We start from the raw sequence: 15,136 nt of genomic DNA, 5'->3' as shown, positions 1-15,136 counted from the left end.
GAGAGAGAGACAATGAAATCGACAGAGCTCCCCCTGCCCGCCTTCTATGACGCCAAGAACGCCGAGCGGTGGGGCTATCACCCCAATGAAGAGGCGCTGCACGGCGCCGCCGCCGCGTGGCGGAAGGCGCATGGCGTGAAGCCGTCGGCCGCGGACGCGCAGAACGTCCACCTCCTGCTCATCGACGTGCAGAAGGATTTCTGCTTCCCGCAGGGCTCGCTCTACGTCGCCGGCAGGAGCGGCACGGGCGCGGTCGACGACAGCCGCCGCATCGCCGAGTTCATCTACAAAAACCTCGCGTCGATCACGAACATCACGGTCACGATGGACACCCACTTCGCTTACCAGATCTTCTTCCCGGCCTTCTGGGTGGATCGCGAGGACCGCCCGCTGAGCGCGCACCGCGAGATCACGACGGCGCAGATCGACGCGGGGGAGGTGCGGCCGAACCCCGCGGTGGCGAAGTGGCTCTGCGGCGGGAGCTACCCGTGGCTCATGAAGCAGGTCCGGTATTACTGCGAGGAGCTCGAGAAGGCCGGGAAATACAAGCTCTACCTGTGGCCGCCGCACTGCATCCTCGGGAGCGACGGCCACGCGCTCGCGGGCGTCGTGCACGAGGCGCGGATGTTCCACGCGTTCGCGCGCGGGGTGCAGTCGTGGGTCGAGGTCAAGGGCGGCAACCCGCTCACCGAGAACTACTCGGTGATGCAGCCCGAGGTGCTGACGCGCCACGACGGCCAGCCGCTCGCGCAGCGGAGCACGGGCTTCCTGAGGACGCTGCTCCACGCCGACGCGGTGATCATCGCCGGCCAGGCCGCGAGCCACTGCGTCCGCAGCTCGATCGAGGACATCTTGACGGAGATCGCGCTCACCGACCGCGCGCTCGCCAAGAAGATCTACGTGATGACCGACTGCATGTCGCCGGTCACCGTGCCCGACGGCAAGGGGGGATTCGCCGTCGATTTCACCGCCGAGGCGGACAAGGCGCTCGCCCGCTTCGCCGCCGCCGGCATGAACCTCGTGAAGAGCACCGACCCGATTCCGTGCCTGGGCGCATGACCGTGGAGGATCCGATGAGCAAGAACAAGGAGAACGACAGCGGAGCGAGCCGCGGTGGCTCGCTCGACATCGAGCAGCTCTTCGAGGCGGCGCGGGACGACGGCGCGCTCTCGCCCGAGGCGATGCAGGCGCTGCACATCACCGACCTGGGCGCGCAGATCCAGGCCGGCTTCGGCGTGCAGGTGGACGACGTCGCGTCGTCGGAGGTCGTGCTGGTCACGGTGATGCCCGACGACTCGGGATCCATCAAGTTCGCGGGCAACGCCCCGTCGGTGAGGGACGGGCACAACCTCGTGGTGGGCGCCCTCTCCGACTCCAGGCAGCGCGACTCGATCCTGGCGCACAACCGTTACCTGAACGGGGCGGTGCTGTATCCGTACTGCCCGATCGCCCAGGCCGTGAAGATGGACACGAAGAACTACGATCCCATGCTCGGCACGCCCCTCTACGATCAGACGGTGGTCTTGCTCGGAACGGTGATCGCGAAGGCGCAGGAGTTCGCGCTGAGCGGCGTCCCGGCGCGCACCGTCACGCTGATCATCTCGGACGGCGCCGACGCGGGCTCGACGTGGGCCAAGGCCAGGGACGTGTGCGCCCTCGTCCGTGACATGCGGCGGGCCGAGGCCCACATCGTGGCGGCGATCGGCATCGACGACGGGAACACCGATTTCCGCGCCGTCTTCCGCGACATGGGGATCGAGGACCGCTGGATCCTGACGCCGAAGAGCGACGCGGCGGAGATCCGCAAGGCGTTCGCGCTGTTCTCCCAGTCGGCGGTGCGCGCCAGCCAGGGCGGCGCGTCGTTCTCGAAGACGGTCGCGGGCGGCTTCGGCGGGTGAAGCGCGCGCCCCCGGCTCGCCGCCCGCTCCCCGGCGCGGCGGCGAGCCCTCTTCGCCTCTCGGCTGCTTCGGCGGAGGACCCGGATCAGGCCGCGGCCTCCCAGGGGACGACGCCGTAGCGGCGGCGCAGCTCGTCGAGATCCACCGCCATGTCGGACCAGAAGTCCCAGTCGTCCATCAGGTCGATGCTCATCTTCGTTCCGCGAACGAACGATCGCACGAGCTCGTCGGCGAGCCCGGGCGTCGCGAGCATCCCCTGCTGCGACGGCGCCAGCACGGTGAGCTGGACGCCCTGCTGGAGCTGCACCAGCAGGAACACGAGGATGCCGAACGGGTTCTCGCGGCGATACCCCGCCTGAAAGGCGATCGTCATCGCCTCTCCGCGCAGGTCCGTGCCGTAACCAGCGAGGATGTGGCTCAGGTCGTGCGTGAGCACGCCCTCGGGCACGCCGCGCTTCTCGCCGGGGAACGAGAAGCCGTTCTCTCGATAGAAGGTGAAGAGCGCCTTGCCGAGGGTGCCCTCTCTGTACGCCTCGAGCGAGCGGTAGCGCGCGGCGACCGGCTCGTTCTCCAGGATGCCCGCGAAGCTCGCGACGTTCCTGGCGAGCCCATAAAGGCCGCCCTCATCGAGCATGCGCCGCACGTTCTTTCCGAGCAGCGAGCTCCGGCTGATGTCGATGCGCAGGAGGAGCAGCCGCTGCTCGTGGAGGTGGTGGAGCTGGCGGACCGCGTGCGGCCGCGCCCCGAGCGCCGCGGCGAAGCGCTCGACCTCGATCAGCTCGCGCTCGTCGACGCGCTCGCCGCACAGGGTCATCGCGCAGAGACCGTTGATGAGCTGCTCGCGCAGCGCGGGGTCCTCGACGGCGCGCGCGAGCTCCTCGGGCGCTATCGGGGCGAGCGCGTCGATGTCGAGGTCGGTGTGAAGGAGGTGCCGTTGCACCGCGGCGATCGCGTCGCGCCGCGACCCGTCGAGGGGGCCGGCCGAGGTAAGGACGACCTTGATGGCACGCAGGCCCGCGTGCGCCTGTTCTTGGCTCGGGATGAGGTAGGTCATGCAGAGAGAATGATGCCGAGCGCGCGGCCCGTCCTTGACCGGCGGCGCCAATGTCTTGACCGAGCGCGCCGCCTGGCCGGGCGGCGGAGGCTGTGGCGGCTCGACGCCTCGGGCGCCGGGCTCCGATCCCTCGGCCATGCGCTGCGCGAACAGCGTCCGGGACATAGCTCATCTCGATCGCCCGCTGCGCCCAGGGTTCTCGCTGGCCGACCACTCGCCGCTCAACTATCTGCGGGTGTGTGCCCGAGGGCATCTCGTGGAGGCCTCATGCAGCTGAGATTCGTGGAAGGAAACCAGAAACGTCTCGGAAATATCAAGCTTCCGAGCGCGATCACACAGGGCATCAGGAGGTTCTTCGCCACGTCCAATGCGCTTCGTCCGGATGGGACCTGGCGGAACTGGGGAGCCAACCATCAGTGCAGACCCGAGAGCTTCCATGAGCCCGGGTCGATCGACGAGCTCGTGGCGATCGTCGACAGCGCGAGGGCCAGGTCCAAGAAGATCCGGATCGTCGGCGCGGGACATTCCTGGTCCGACATCGTGTGCACGGACGAATGGATGGTCAGCCTCGCGCGCATCAACGAGCTGATCGAGCTCGATCGGAAGAACAAGACCGTCACCGTCCAGGCAGGGATGCGCGTCGCGGACCTCATCGATCACCTCGACGCCGCCGGCCTCGCGCTCGTCAACCTGGGAGAGGTCGACGCGCAGCACGTCGGAGGTGTCATCGCGACCGCGACGCACGGCTCCGGAAGCACCGGCTCGTTCTCCAGCGCCGTGCTCTCCGCGAAGCTCTTGCTGTCGTCTGGCAAGGTCATCGAGATATCCAGCGCGCACAACGCACAGTACCTCGATGCGGTCAGGACCAACCTTGGCTGCCTGGGGATCGTCGTCGAGGCGACGCTCGCGGTCCGCGAGTCGTTCAACGTGCTGAAGCACCAGAAGATCTTCGGGACCGAGGCGGCGATCGCGAACGCCGCCCGCTTTCTCTCGCTCTCCGATCCGTACGCGATGAACAAGGTGTTCTTCTTTCCGTACGGCAGGCAGCACATCTACGCCGCGAAGAGGGAGGATCTGTCGGAGCCGTCCCTCTGGGACAGGCTGCGCAACCCGCTCCTCGCCGTGGGCGACAGGCTCACGTTGAGCGTCTTGATGAACGCCGCGCGGCAGGTCCCGATCGACCTGAAGCCGCGCTTCTTGACGGCGGCGCTGGCCGCGGTGAGCACGAGCTCCTACCAGGTCGGAAAGTCGTACGACCTCCTGCTCTTCGCTCACGATCCTCGCTTCAAGGTCGTCGCTGGCCACATCGAGTCCGAGATCGCGATCCCGCTCGAGGGCCTGGGACCGGCGGTCACCTCGCTGTTCGAGCTCATGGAGCGGAGGACGTTCAAGATCAACGGCTATATCCTGGCGCGGACGGTCACCAAGGAGACGGCGTGGATGAGCCCCGCCCATGGTCGCGACTCGGTGTTCCTGACCTTCGCGCACTTCCCTTCCGAGGCGGAAGATTGGAAGGCCATCTTCGCCGAGATCGAGGCCTTCATGATCGAGCGCCATCAAGGCCGGCCGCACTGGGGGAAGATCAATTTCACGAATCGCGAGTACGCGGAGAGGGCATATCCTCGGTATGTCGACTTCGCCGATGTCCGGAGGGAGCTCGACCCGATCGGCATGTTCGCGAACGACTTCATCCGGCGGCACTTCGCCGTCGCGAGGGAGGCCGTTCCCATGAGCGCCCGGCCGGCCCCCGCCTGAGCGAGGGCGCCGGAGGCCCGGACGGGCTCGCGCGATGAGCGCCCTCGGATGTGCTCTCTTGAACCCGGCTGTCGCGCCTGGTAGCCGTGCTCGCCGCGCGGCCGTCCGTGCTCCTCGCCCCTCCCGGGCGGCGGCGCCGGAGCGGTCGCGGCTCCGAGGTGGGTTGGTCATGACGGTCGTGCGATGGAAGGCATTGGAGCGGCGCGTGGTCCAGCACTCGCCGTGGCGGAGGATCGAGGACGTCACCTTCGAGCTCCCGGACGGGCAGGTCCGCACGTTCTCGCTCAAGAAAGAGGGGCGAGCCGTCTGCGTCCTCGCCATCTCCCGCGAGAAGAGGGTGATCCTGGCGCGCCAGTACAGGCCGGGGCCCGATCGGATCCTCGACGAGCTCCCAGGCGGCGGCGTCGAGCCTGGCGAGGCCCCGGAGGAGGCAGCGGCGCGCGAGCTCCTCGAGGAGACAGGGTATGTCGCCGGGCGGCTCGTGCCGCTCGGCCGCCCGCTGGAGTGCGCTTACTCGACCATCGAGCGACACGCGTTCCTGGCCGTGGACTGCGCGCGCGACAGGGCGCAAGCGCTGGATGAGACGGAGTTCATCGACGTGGTAGAGAAGCCGATCGAGGACTTCGTGGAGCAGCTCAGGGAGGGCGCCTGCACCGACCCGGAGGTCGGGTGGATGGGGCTTTACGAGCTGGGCTGTCTGAGAGCGAGCGCCTGAACCTCGCCGCGCGGCCGCGCGGCGGGAAGCGCGCACGCCGGCGCCGCGCCCCCCGCCGGTCGCTGACTGCGCTATGGTGGAGCTCATGCGCAGGCACGATCACGTCCTCCTCGCCCCCGGCGCCGGCGGCTCCGGTCGCACGCTCCACGCGCCTTCGGCCGGCAGGGCGCGCCCGCACGTGGACGACCGGCTGGCGCCGCCCGAGACGCGGGTGGAGTACCTCCACGGCGCCGAGGTCTACGCCGCCCCGGCCGATCCGCCGCACGCGACGCAGCATTTCGATCTGACCTACGTCCTCGGCGCCCATGTCGCCGAGGGCTACCGGGGCGCGGTGGACATGCTGACTCGGACCGACCTCGGCAGCGACTATGCCGCCGACGCCAGCGTCTTCGCGCAGAAGCCCGACCGCGCGGGCCGGCGGCGGCTGGAGGAGCTGGCGTTCGAGGTCAGCGACAAGCAGGCCCTCGCCGTTCCGACCACCAAGGCGCGCCTGCTGATCGCCCGCGGCGTGCGGCGGGTGTTCTGCATCCTGGTGAAGCAGCGCCGGGTGATGGAGTGGTCGCGCGAGACGGACGGCTGGCGCCCGCTGCCCAAGGATGCGGTCATCGAGGATCCCTGCCTCGTGCGCCCGCTGCCGATCCAGGCGCTCCTCGACGCCGCGTCCTCGGACGACGCCGTGGCGCGCGCGCTGCTCGACAAGCGCGTGCCCGCGCTCGAGGCGGCGCTCGCGGAGGGCGAGGCGCGCGGCGAGGCGCGCGGTGAAGCGCGCGGCGAGGCGCGCGGTGAAGCGCGAGGCGAGGCGCTTGGTGAGGCGCGCGGCGAGGCGCGCGGCGAGATCAGGATGGCGCAGGAGGCCATCCTCACGGTGCTGGAGTCGCGCGGGGTCGCCACGCCGGCCGAGGTGGCCCGCGCGATCGCCGGCTGCGAGGATCTGGGCAAGCTGCGGCGATGGATCAAGCGCGCGGCGACCGCGACGACCGCCGCCGAGGTCGTCGCCGGCTCCCGGCGCAAGCGCTGAGCGAGGGCCGCCGCGGCGCGGGCGCGCGCTGGACGCGCGGCCCCGGCGCCCCCGCGCCCCCGCGCCCGTCACTCGTGATCGCCCCCGCCGCGGCGCACGTGCTTCTTCTCGCCCGTGCGCCGCTTCTCGTCGAGCCGCCGCGCCTTCGACGCGCGCGTCGGCCGCGTCGGCCTTCGCTGCACCGGCACCTCGAGCGCGCGCAGGATCAGCGCGCGCAGCTTCTCGCGCGCGTCGTCCAGGTTGCGCAGCTGGTCGCGCGTAAGCTGGCTCACGATGAACAGCCGCCCCTCGGCGTCGAGCCGGCCGCGCGCCAGCACGCGCAGCCTCGCCTTGGCGTCGTCGGCGAGCTCCGGCCACGCGCCGAAGTCGAAGCGCAGCTCCACCTTGGAGGCGACCTTGTTGACGTTCTGACCGCCGGGCCCCGACGCGCGAACGGCGCTCCAGCTGAGGAGCGCGGCCGGGGCGGTCAGCGCATCGTTGACGACGAGGGGATCGGACACGGCGGCTCTCCTGCCCTGCGGGCGGCGCGAGCGCCGTGCGGAGCGGCTGACGCCTAGCACGCGCGCGCCGCGCCCGCCGCGCTGCGCGCAGGGCGCGGCCTGCCGGCGAGGAGGCGCGTGTGCGATAGAGTCGCCATGCAGGGCCCCCCTGATCACGCCGCCGCGCCGCCGGGCGCCCCTCACCCAGGCCACCCGCCGCCTGCGCGGCTCAGCCTGCTTCGCTGCCTCGGCGTCGCCTCCGGTCCGGCCGCCGCCCTCGCGATCGCGCTCGTCCCGAGCGGGCTCCACGCCGTCCCTGGTTACGGCCACCGCCCTGCGTACGCGGCCGCTGTCGCGGCGTGGATGGCGCTGTGGTGGCTCTTCGAGGTGCTCCCCGTCGCGCTCACCGCCTGCTTGCCGCTCGTTCTCTTCCCGCTGCTCGGCGTCTTCGGCCGCGGGCTCGCGGGCGACGCGGCCCGCGCCGCCGCGCCGTTCGTCGACGCCTACATCTTCCTCTTCCTCGGCGGCATGGCGATCGGGGCCGCCATGGAGCAGTGGAGCCTTCACCGCCGGGTGGCGCTCCACATCATGCGGGCCGTCGGCACGGACCCGAAGCGCCTCCTGCTCGGCATGCTGGTCGCGACGAGCTCCATCTCGCTCTGGATCTCCAACACCGCGACCGCCGTGATGATGGTCCCCATCGGGCTCGCCCTGCTCGCGCAGCTGGAGTCGGCCGCCGGGGGGCGCAGGCTCACGCACTACGGGACGGCGATCATGCTGGCGGTGGCCTACGCCTCCAACGTCGGCGGGATCGGCACGAAGATCGGCACCGGGACGAACTCCATCTTCTGCGGCTTCGTCGCCGACAAGCTCGGCCACGATCTCGGTTTTCTGCGGTACATGGCGATCGCCCTGCCGTTCGTGGTCCTCTTCGTCCCGCTGCTCTGGCTCGCCCTGTGGCGCCTCGGCAGGCGGGACGGGCTCGGCCCCGGCCGCGCGCGCGACGCGCTCGACCGCGAGCTCGCGGCCATGGGCCCGATGAGCCGCGGCGAGAAGACGGTCGCCGCCATCTTCGCGGCGGCGAGCGCGCTCTGGATCCTCGGCGATCCGCTGCGCGCCGCGCTCGCGCCTCCCCTCCAGGCCGCGCTCAGGGGCCTGGGCGCCGCGCTCGGCTCGGGCGCCGCGGCCGGCTTCAAGGTGCAGGGCAAGCACTACGAGGCGACCGTGGCCGTCCTTGCGGCGCTCGGCCTGCTCGCCCTGCGCGCCCTCTCGCTCGCCTCCCTGCGCAGGATGCCCTGGGGCACGCTCGCCTTGCTCGGCGGCAGCTTCGCGATGGCGGCCGGCATCGAGGGCGGCGGGCTCTCGGCGTGGATGGCCGCGAAGCTCGCTGTCGTCGCCGAGGCGCCGCTGCTCGCGCAGCTCGGGCTCGCCAGCGCCGGCACGATCGCCCTGTCGGCGCTGGCCTCCAACACGGCCACGGTGAACGTGGCGCTCAACGTGCTCCCGCAGGACCTCGGCGTGCTGTTCGCGGCCACGATCGCCGCGTCCTGCGACTTCATGCTGCCGGCGGGCACGCCGCCCAACGCCATCGTGTTCGGCAGCGGGTACGTGCGGCTCCCCGTGATGATCCGGACAGGCTTCCTGCTCAACGTGGCTGCCGCCGCGCTCATCCCGGTCTACGTGTACGGCTACGCACGGCACCTTATCGGCGGCTGAGCGCAGGGGCGGCGCGGTGCGGTTTTGTGTATAAGCGCCGGCGCAGCGGATCACCGGGCGCCTCGCAAGCGGAAAGAACGCCGATGAAGGAAATGGTCATGAACGCGACAGACGGCCTGTGGAGCGCGCCGACGCCGGCGGCGCGGCCCGCGGGCGCGGGAGGGCCGCGGGGATGAAGATCGCCACGTCGTCGTCGACCGCTGCGGGGGCGAGCGCCGCGTTCGCCGAGGCCATGTCGGCGCTTCGCGCGGGCCTCGGCGCGGAGCCCGATCACGTCTTCCTGAGCTACACGGCCTCCTATGACGTCGACGAGCTCGCGCGCGCCACCGCGGCGCTGCCGCCGCCGGTTCGCGTCCACGGATCGAGCTCGTGCCAGTCGGTCATGACCGCTGCCGGCGTTCATGGCGCCCCCGGCCCCGGCCTCGCCCTGCTCGGGGTCGCCGACGCGCAGGGCGCCTATGGCGTCGCGGCCGAGCGGATCGGCGCTGCCCCGCGGGCCGCCGGCGCGCGCGCCGCGGCGCGTGCGATCGAGGACGCCGGGCGCTCCGGCGAGCTCCCGGCCCTGCTCTGGCTCAGCGTGCAGACCGGCGCGGAGGAGGACGTCCTGCTCGGCATCGAGGACGTCGTGGGCCCCAACGTGCCGGTGTTCGGCGGCTCCACCGCGGCGGACTCCATCGTCGGCAGGCAATCGCAGATGGAGCGCGGGCTGGCCCACGAGGGCGCGGCGCTGCTGACCGCCCTCTACCCGTCCGGGGAGATCTCCTATGCGTTCAGCAGCGGCTATGCCCCCACCGAGCACCGCTGTCGCGTGACCCGCGCCGAGGGCAGGCGCCTGCCCGAGATCGACGGGCTCCCGGCCGCCGAGGTCTACAACCGCTGGACCGGCGGCCTGATCTCCGCGCAGCTCGGCGGCGGGACGATCCTGGAGCACACGGCGCTCCACCCCCTCGGGCGCCCCTCGGGCTGGATCGGCAAGGTCCCCCAGTTCTTGCTCATCCACCCGGACACGGTGCGGCCGGACAACTCCATGACGCTCGGCGCCAACATCCACGAGGGCGACGAGCTCGTGCTCATGCAGGGCTCGCGCGAGAGCGTGATCGGCCGGGTCCGCTCCGTCGTCGACGCCGCGCTGGCGGCCGCGCCGCCCTCCTTCCGCGCGCAGGGCGCGCTCGTGATCTTCTGCGCGGGGTGCATGCTCGCCGTGCGCGGCGAGCTCGATCGCGTCGTCCAGGGGGTGGCCGCGTCGCTCGGGGAGACGCCGTTCCTCGGCAGGTTCACCTTCGGCGAGCAGGGGTGCTTCACCCGGGGCAAGAACCAGCACGCGAACCTCTCCATCAGCGTCGTCCTGCTCGGAGACTGAGCTGTGATGGACGAGGCCGCCCACGAGACGATCGCGGAGCTGCGACGCGCGCACGAGGAGGAGCGAGCGCTCCGGCTGGAGGCCGAAGGGCTGGCGGAGGTGCTCCTGCGCTTCACGGAGCCGGGCAGCTTCACGGAGACGCTGGCGCGCGTCGTCGAGGCGACCGCGCGGCGGCTCGGGGCCGCCGCAGGGCTCGTGATCGCGTTCGATGAGGGGGCGGACGGCCGCGTCCTCGTCGCGACCGATCCGGGCCTCTCGGCGACCGAGTGGGAGGCCGGGCCCGCGTTCTCGCGCGCGCTCGAGGGCCGGCCGGTCGCCAGCTTCGATCTCCGCCAGCTCGCCGAGTGGCAGCGCCAGCCGGAGCCCGTGCTCGCGCGCTACGGCTCCGCGCTCCACGCGCCGCTCCACGCCGGCCCCCTGCGGTCGCTGCTCGTGCTTGTCCACCCGGACCGCGCCTTCTTCGACGCGCGCCACGTCAGCCTCGTGCGCCGCCTCCTGCCCGCGGCGTCGCAGGCGCTCGCGCGCGCCCGCGCCGAGGAGGAGCTCGCGCGGGCGCGCGACCTCGCGTACGAGCGGGAGATCACCGAGAAGCTGACGCTCATCGAGCACCAGCGCGCCGCGATCCGGGCGCTGTCCATGCCCATCATCGAGGTCTGGAGCCGGATCCTCTGCGTCCCCGTGATCGGCTTCGTCGACGAGGAGCGGTGCGCGCTCCTCATGGATCGGCTCCTCGCCGCCGTGACGGCCAGGCGGGCGCGCGCCGTGGTCATCGACGTCACCGGGCTCGACCGGATGGAGGCGAGCGCGCTCGCGCTCTTCCTGCGCGTGGCGACGGCGGTGAGGCTGCTCGGCAGCGCCTGCGTGCTGGCCGGCATCGGCCCGGACGTCGCCCGGGATCTCGTGCGGGAGGGCGTGGCGCGGGGCGACGTCGTGACGTACCGCCGCCTGCACGACGCGCTGAGGGAGCTGCTCCCGCGGTCGTCCCGGTCGGCGTGATCGCTGGAGGTGCCTCGGAGGGTCAGCCGGGCGGGCGCACCGGAAAGCGCTCGGCCATCCACGCCTGCCACGCGGGCTCGTCGCGCGCCGCCGCGGCGGGCGCCCGGTCGCCGTACAGGTACAGCCGGATCGGCAGGAAGATCTGCCCGGCCATGGGAAGGGCGAACAGGTGGGCGATACCCGGCGCCGGCTCGTCGAGCCGGAGGAGCAGCTCCGGGTGCTCGCTCGTGCCGACGCGCTCGACCACCCCGGCGAACGGCGGCGCGCCGGCGGCGGAGCTCACCCGCTGTCCCTCCGCGGCGCCAGCGAGCCCGAGCGGGCCGGTGAGCGCGCCCCACGTCGCGGCCTTGGGCTCGGATCCGGCGCCCATGAGCTGGAACGCCGCGCAGGGCTGCCCGCGGAAATGGGCCAGGTAGAGCCGAAGGATGCGGAAGAAGGCCGCCCAGCCGTGCATGTGGCCCTCGAACTGGTTGTCCCAGTCGTCGGTGCTCGCGAACCAGCTGTGCACCACGCGCACGACGCAGCTCCCGCCGGACCGCGCCTCCACGATCCACTCCGTGGCGACCTTGGGGCTGCCTGGTCCCATGTCCTCCGGGGCCTCGGCGGAGAACCGGCGAGGCGGCTCCCAGGCCGTGATGGTCGCGACCGAATCCATGCCCGGGCCGAAGTGAGAGACGGTCGTGCCGCCCTCGCGCTCCTCGAGCTCGCTCGGCACGAACCACGACGAGATCCCGGGCCCTGTCGCGATGGCGCGCCACACCTCCTCGGGGCTGCCGGGGACCTCGACCTCGGCCTCGACGCTGCGACGGCCGGACGCGTCTTTTCTCACGGGCATGATGACTCCTTTCGTGGCGATTCGTTCGGTGTGGGTGTGGGGTGAGCGACGATCACCAGGCGGTGCGATCGCCCGCCTGGCGCCGCGTCGTCGTGGTAGCGCGCGACGAGCGCCGTCACCGCGCGGGTGAGCTCGCCGGTGAAGGCGGCGCGCTCCGCCGGAGATCGGAAGCGGACCTCGGCGTCGATCGACAGCGACGCGAGGCGCTTGTCGGCCTCCCGCGAGCGCCGGAGCAGATCGCTGACCTCGCGCACGACGCGCGCGCCCAGGGCGATGAGGTAGGTCGCGGAGAGGCGGTCCGAGGCGCGCTCCGGATCCGCGGCGACAGGCCCGAGCGCGCCGGGCGACACGACGTAGGAGGCCGCGCTCGCGACAAGCAGGCGCTCCGTCAGCCCGCCCCACTTGCGCGTCCCGGCCATGCGCACGAGCCCGTGCGCCTCGAGGGCGCGCAGGTGGTAGTTGATCTTCTGGCGCGCGATCCCGAGGCGCGTGGCCAGCGTCGCGGCGGAGGCGGGCGCCGAGAGCTCCGAGAGCAGCCGGCTCCTGACAGGCTCGAGCGCTGCCGCTGCCGCGGCCGGATCCTCGATGACGTCGACGTCGAGCACACCGCCGTGGGTATCATTGACAATTTTTTTTGTCAATGACCGCAGGCCGTACTTTCCCCGCCACGGCGAGGGGCGCGATCCCCTCGCCGTCGGGCCCGGAGCCCCCGTCTACGTCACCGACCGGCGGCGGCGTCCGGGGAGAGGGCGTTCAGGTCGATGCCGCTCGCCTCGATGGCCCGGTAGCTCGCCGCGAGGCGCTGGGCCCAGGCCTCCACGCCCTCGTCGCTCAGCAGGCCGTCCTGGCGGATCTCGAGGAGCACGCAGGGCAGGCCGCGGCCCTCGCCGTGCGTGGGGATCCCGTAGTCGCCGCCCTCGGTCACGCGGTAGGGCTCGTTGTCGCCGACGCAGAGCCCGGGCTCGCGCCGCAGCGCCTCGAGGAACGGCGCGGCGAGCCTGCGGTCGCGCCCGTAGAGGACGGCCGCGTGCCACGGCCGGTCCTGGCCGGGCATCGCGGGCGTGAAGCTGTGCACGCTGAGGATCGCCGTGCGCGCCCGGCGGTCCCGCCGCGCGTCGAGGAGCGCGGTGATCGCGCGGTGGTAGGGCCAGAAGCACGCGTCGGCCCGCGCGCGGGCCTCCGCGGCGTCGATGGTGTTGCCGGGGATGGGCACGCCGCAGCTGATCTCGGGGATGGACGTCGGCGAGCCCAGCGGCCGGTTGCAGTCGATGACGAGCCGCGAGTAGCCGGAGAGCACGAGCGGCGCGTCGAGGAGCGCGGACAGGCGGCGCGAGAGGCGCGCCGCGCCGATGTCCCAGCCGGTGTGCTCGCGGAGCGCCTCGTGCTGCCTGCCCAGCTCGGGGAGGCTCCTCGGAACCGCGTTGGACGCGTGGTCGCAGAGCAGGACCGCGCTGGAGCGGCCCTCGGGGTTCACCACCTCGAACGCGGGCGGCTCATCGGGCACGAGGATGCGCAAGGCTGGCGAAGCGGACGAAGAAGAGCTCATGACGTCTCGCCCAAGACATAGCAGACACCGGCGCGCCGGCGCCGCGCGCGCTCTCGCGAGGGCGCGCGGCAGCACGCGCGGCGCGCGGGCTCAGTGCGGCGACGTCATGCACGCGCGCAGCGCGAGCTTCGCCCGGTGCAGGAGCACCGCGACGTGGCCGGCCGAGATGCCCAGCGCGCGCGCCACGTCCTCTCCGGGTTGCTCCTCGAGCATGCGCAGCGTCACGACGGCCTTCTGGATCTCGCAGAGCTCCTCGACGCACGCGCGCAGGCGGACGTGCTCCTCGGCGCGCGCGATCGCCTCGTCGGTCGCCGGGACGTCCCCCGCGGCCTCCGGGTGCGCGTCCACGTCGTCGTGCGGCCGGGCGCGGAAATGACGGCGGCGCCGGTTGCGCGCGGCGTTCCGCACCGTCCCGGCGAGCACGCCCCCCCACGCGCCGACGTCCTCCGGGAGGGCGCCCCGCTGCGCGAGCGTGAGCAGCGTGCAGAGGCCCTCCTGCACGCAGTCGACCGCGTCTTCTGGTGTCACCCCCTCCGCGCGCGCCAGCGCCGCGAGCGCCGAGCGCTCGGAGCGCACAAGGTGCGACACATGGTTGAGGAGATCGTCCGCGTCCTTGATGGCGCCCATGGTCCAGGAGGTCAGGTGTCGAGCCGCGCCCACATTACAACGGGTGGGGGCTGTAATGGATGCCGCCCTCGGGACCTGCCAGGGCATGGAGGTTCACGCCATGTCCACGAATCCTGTCCGCGAGATCGATGAGGCGAGCTTCGACGCCGAGGTGCTGGAGGCCGGGGTGCCCGTCCTCGTCGAGCTCACCGCGCAGTGGTGCCCGCCGTGCCGCGCGCTCGCGCCCATCCTGCACAAGCTGGCGGAGGAAGGCGCAGGGCGCCTGAAGGTGGTGGCGGTCGACGGCGATCGGTGCCCGGCGATCGCCCGCCGCCTCGGCATCCGCGCGTTCCCGACCGTCGTCGCGTTCGCCGGGGGCAAGGAGGTGGCTCGTCACGTGGGGCTGACCACGAAGGACAAGCTCCTCCGGCTGATCGAAGGGGGCGGGCTGCCCGGCGGTGCGGGGAGGGACCGAGCGCCCTCGCCGCCGTGACGCGACGAGATCGCGCGCTTCCACGGGCAGGCGGCCGCGATCGGCGCGTGAAGGGGCTCGGGCGCGCCCGGGGCGATCCGCCCGTGTCCTACCGTCGTGACCTGTCCGGGCGCCGGTGCGTGTCGCGCTGCCTCTCGGCGGCGGGGAAGCTGATCTTGCGGGTCGTCGACTCGTCCCCGGAGACCTCGAACGGCCCCACCGCCTGCGGATCGCTGACCGGCCTGCCGTCGTCGTCGACGAGCGAGAGCGTCCCGACATAGTCGTCGGCGACGAGCTGCACGCTCGCGTCGAACCGCTCGCAGGGGACCACCTGCCGCGTGACCTCGTTGCTCTCCGTGTTGATGAGGACCAGCTCGACCGCGGTCGCGCCGCGCGCCTTGCACTGAGCGGCGTCGGTCTTGTCCTCGATGGACCACTGGACGGTCACGAACCCCATGTCTTCAGGGTGTGCGCCTCCAGGCTCCGTCTCGCCGGTCGTATTTTCCGTGCACGCGACCACCATCGCTGCACATAGCCCTGCCAGAGCGTAGACACTTCGCATACCTACCTCGCTGTGCTCGCTGCGGACTCCAGCGCCGCGCCCCGCATCCAGCAACGCGGATGCCACGCGGCCTCGCGGCGAGCCTGCGAGCCCGGCGCTCGCGGGCAGGTCTTGAAACGGCCGA

At 72.2% G+C, this 15,136-nt stretch carries 16 protein-coding genes; 9 read left to right on the top strand and 7 right to left on the bottom strand.

The genetic code is table 11. The annotated features are described in order from the left end of the window. Positions 1–12 precede the first annotated feature (12 nt). Positions 13–1,059 carry a nicotinamidase gene (locus WMF22_RS12915; protein ID WP_438035950.1) on the top strand — a complete coding sequence of 349 codons (1,047 nt, stop codon included), beginning with the start codon at positions 13–15 and terminating at the stop codon, positions 1,057–1,059. A 14-nt stretch (positions 1,060–1,073) separates the two neighbouring features. Beyond that, the gene (locus WMF22_RS12910) at positions 1,074–1,898 is read left to right on the top strand and encodes a hypothetical protein (protein ID WP_044968329.1); all 825 of its coding nucleotides are present in this window, start codon (positions 1,074–1,076) and stop codon (positions 1,896–1,898) included. Positions 1,899–1,983: 85 nt separating this feature from the next. On the opposite strand, the gene WMF22_RS12905 is transcribed toward WMF22_RS12910, so the two are convergent. Beyond that, positions 1,984–2,952, bottom strand: a complete 969-nt coding sequence (locus tag WMF22_RS12905) for a hypothetical protein (protein WP_437299381.1) — start codon at positions 2,950–2,952, stop codon at positions 1,984–1,986. A gap of 267 nt (positions 2,953–3,219) precedes the next feature. On the opposite strand from WMF22_RS12905, the gene WMF22_RS12900 reads away from it, so the two are divergent. From WMF22_RS12900 to WMF22_RS12890, 3 genes are all read left to right on the top strand, one after another. Further along, the gene (locus tag WMF22_RS12900) at positions 3,220–4,707 is read left to right on the top strand and encodes a D-arabinono-1,4-lactone oxidase (protein WP_438035949.1); all 1,488 of its coding nucleotides are present in this window, start codon (positions 3,220–3,222) and stop codon (positions 4,705–4,707) included. A gap of 169 nt (positions 4,708–4,876) precedes the next feature. Then, positions 4,877–5,422: an NUDIX hydrolase gene (locus WMF22_RS12895; protein WP_437299379.1), complete on the top strand. Its 546-nt coding sequence runs from the start codon at positions 4,877–4,879 to the stop codon at positions 5,420–5,422. 85 nt (positions 5,423–5,507) lie between these two features. Further along, a complete protein-coding gene (locus tag WMF22_RS12890; RefSeq protein ID WP_437299378.1) occupies positions 5,508–6,440 on the top strand; it encodes a Uma2 family endonuclease in 933 nt (310 codons plus the stop codon). 68 nt (positions 6,441–6,508) lie between these two features. Here the strand turns inward: WMF22_RS12890 and arfB are convergent, their stop codons facing one another. Next, on the bottom strand, positions 6,509–6,940 hold the full coding sequence (gene arfB, locus WMF22_RS12885; RefSeq protein WP_012234976.1) for an alternative ribosome rescue aminoacyl-tRNA hydrolase ArfB: 432 nt from the start codon (positions 6,938–6,940) through the stop codon (positions 6,509–6,511). A 135-nt stretch (positions 6,941–7,075) separates the two neighbouring features. On the opposite strand from arfB, the gene WMF22_RS12880 reads away from it, so the two are divergent. The 3 genes from WMF22_RS12880 (at position 7,076) to WMF22_RS12870 (ending at position 10,991) form a co-directional block, all read left to right on the top strand. Next, positions 7,076–8,635, top strand: a complete 1,560-nt coding sequence (locus WMF22_RS12880) for an SLC13 family permease (protein WP_437299377.1) — start codon at positions 7,076–7,078, stop codon at positions 8,633–8,635. Positions 8,636–8,807: 172 nt separating this feature from the next. Next, a complete protein-coding gene (locus WMF22_RS12875; RefSeq protein ID WP_437299376.1) occupies positions 8,808–9,995 on the top strand; it encodes an FIST signal transduction protein in 1,188 nt (395 codons plus the stop codon). A gap of 6 nt (positions 9,996–10,001) precedes the next feature. Then, entirely contained in the window at positions 10,002–10,991 is a 990-nt protein-coding gene (locus WMF22_RS12870) for an STAS domain-containing protein (protein ID WP_437299375.1), read from the top strand. A gap of 22 nt (positions 10,992–11,013) precedes the next feature. Here WMF22_RS12870 and WMF22_RS12865 read toward each other — a convergent pair whose 3' ends face one another. From WMF22_RS12865 to WMF22_RS12850, 4 genes are all read right to left on the bottom strand, one after another. Further along, positions 11,014–11,826, bottom strand: coding sequence for an SRPBCC family protein (locus WMF22_RS12865; protein ID WP_438035948.1), 813 nt, complete (start codon positions 11,824–11,826; stop codon positions 11,014–11,016). Further along, complete coding sequence (locus tag WMF22_RS12860) at positions 11,817–12,431, bottom strand: ArsR/SmtB family transcription factor (protein WP_012234972.1); 615 nt, start codon at positions 12,429–12,431, stop codon at positions 11,817–11,819. The genes WMF22_RS12865 and WMF22_RS12860 overlap by 10 nt, the downstream gene beginning before the upstream one ends. 113 nt (positions 12,432–12,544) lie before the next feature. Next, positions 12,545–13,372 carry an N-formylglutamate amidohydrolase gene (locus WMF22_RS12855; RefSeq protein WP_437299373.1) on the bottom strand — a complete coding sequence of 276 codons (828 nt, stop codon included), beginning with the start codon at positions 13,370–13,372 and terminating at the stop codon, positions 12,545–12,547. 90 nt (positions 13,373–13,462) lie between these two features. After that, positions 13,463–13,999, bottom strand: a complete 537-nt coding sequence (locus WMF22_RS12850; protein WP_044964694.1) for an RNA polymerase sigma factor — start codon at positions 13,997–13,999, stop codon at positions 13,463–13,465. 100 nt (positions 14,000–14,099) lie between these two features. On the opposite strand from WMF22_RS12850, the gene WMF22_RS12845 reads away from it, so the two are divergent. Further along, entirely contained in the window at positions 14,100–14,471 is a 372-nt protein-coding gene (locus tag WMF22_RS12845; RefSeq protein ID WP_012234969.1) for a thioredoxin family protein, read from the top strand. A gap of 88 nt (positions 14,472–14,559) precedes the next feature. Here WMF22_RS12845 and WMF22_RS12840 read toward each other — a convergent pair whose 3' ends face one another. Then, complete coding sequence (locus WMF22_RS12840; protein ID WP_438035947.1) at positions 14,560–14,907, bottom strand: hypothetical protein; 348 nt, start codon at positions 14,905–14,907, stop codon at positions 14,560–14,562. Positions 14,908–15,136: the final 229 nt, after the last annotated feature.

The sequence above is a fragment of the Sorangium sp. So ce204 genome, assembly GCF_051526795.1.
Taxonomy (GTDB): domain Bacteria; phylum Myxococcota_A; class Polyangia; order Polyangiales; family Polyangiaceae; genus Sorangium; species Sorangium cellulosum_B.
Note: the sequence above shows the minus strand (reverse complement) of the source record. Positions and strands in the feature narration are given on the sequence as shown.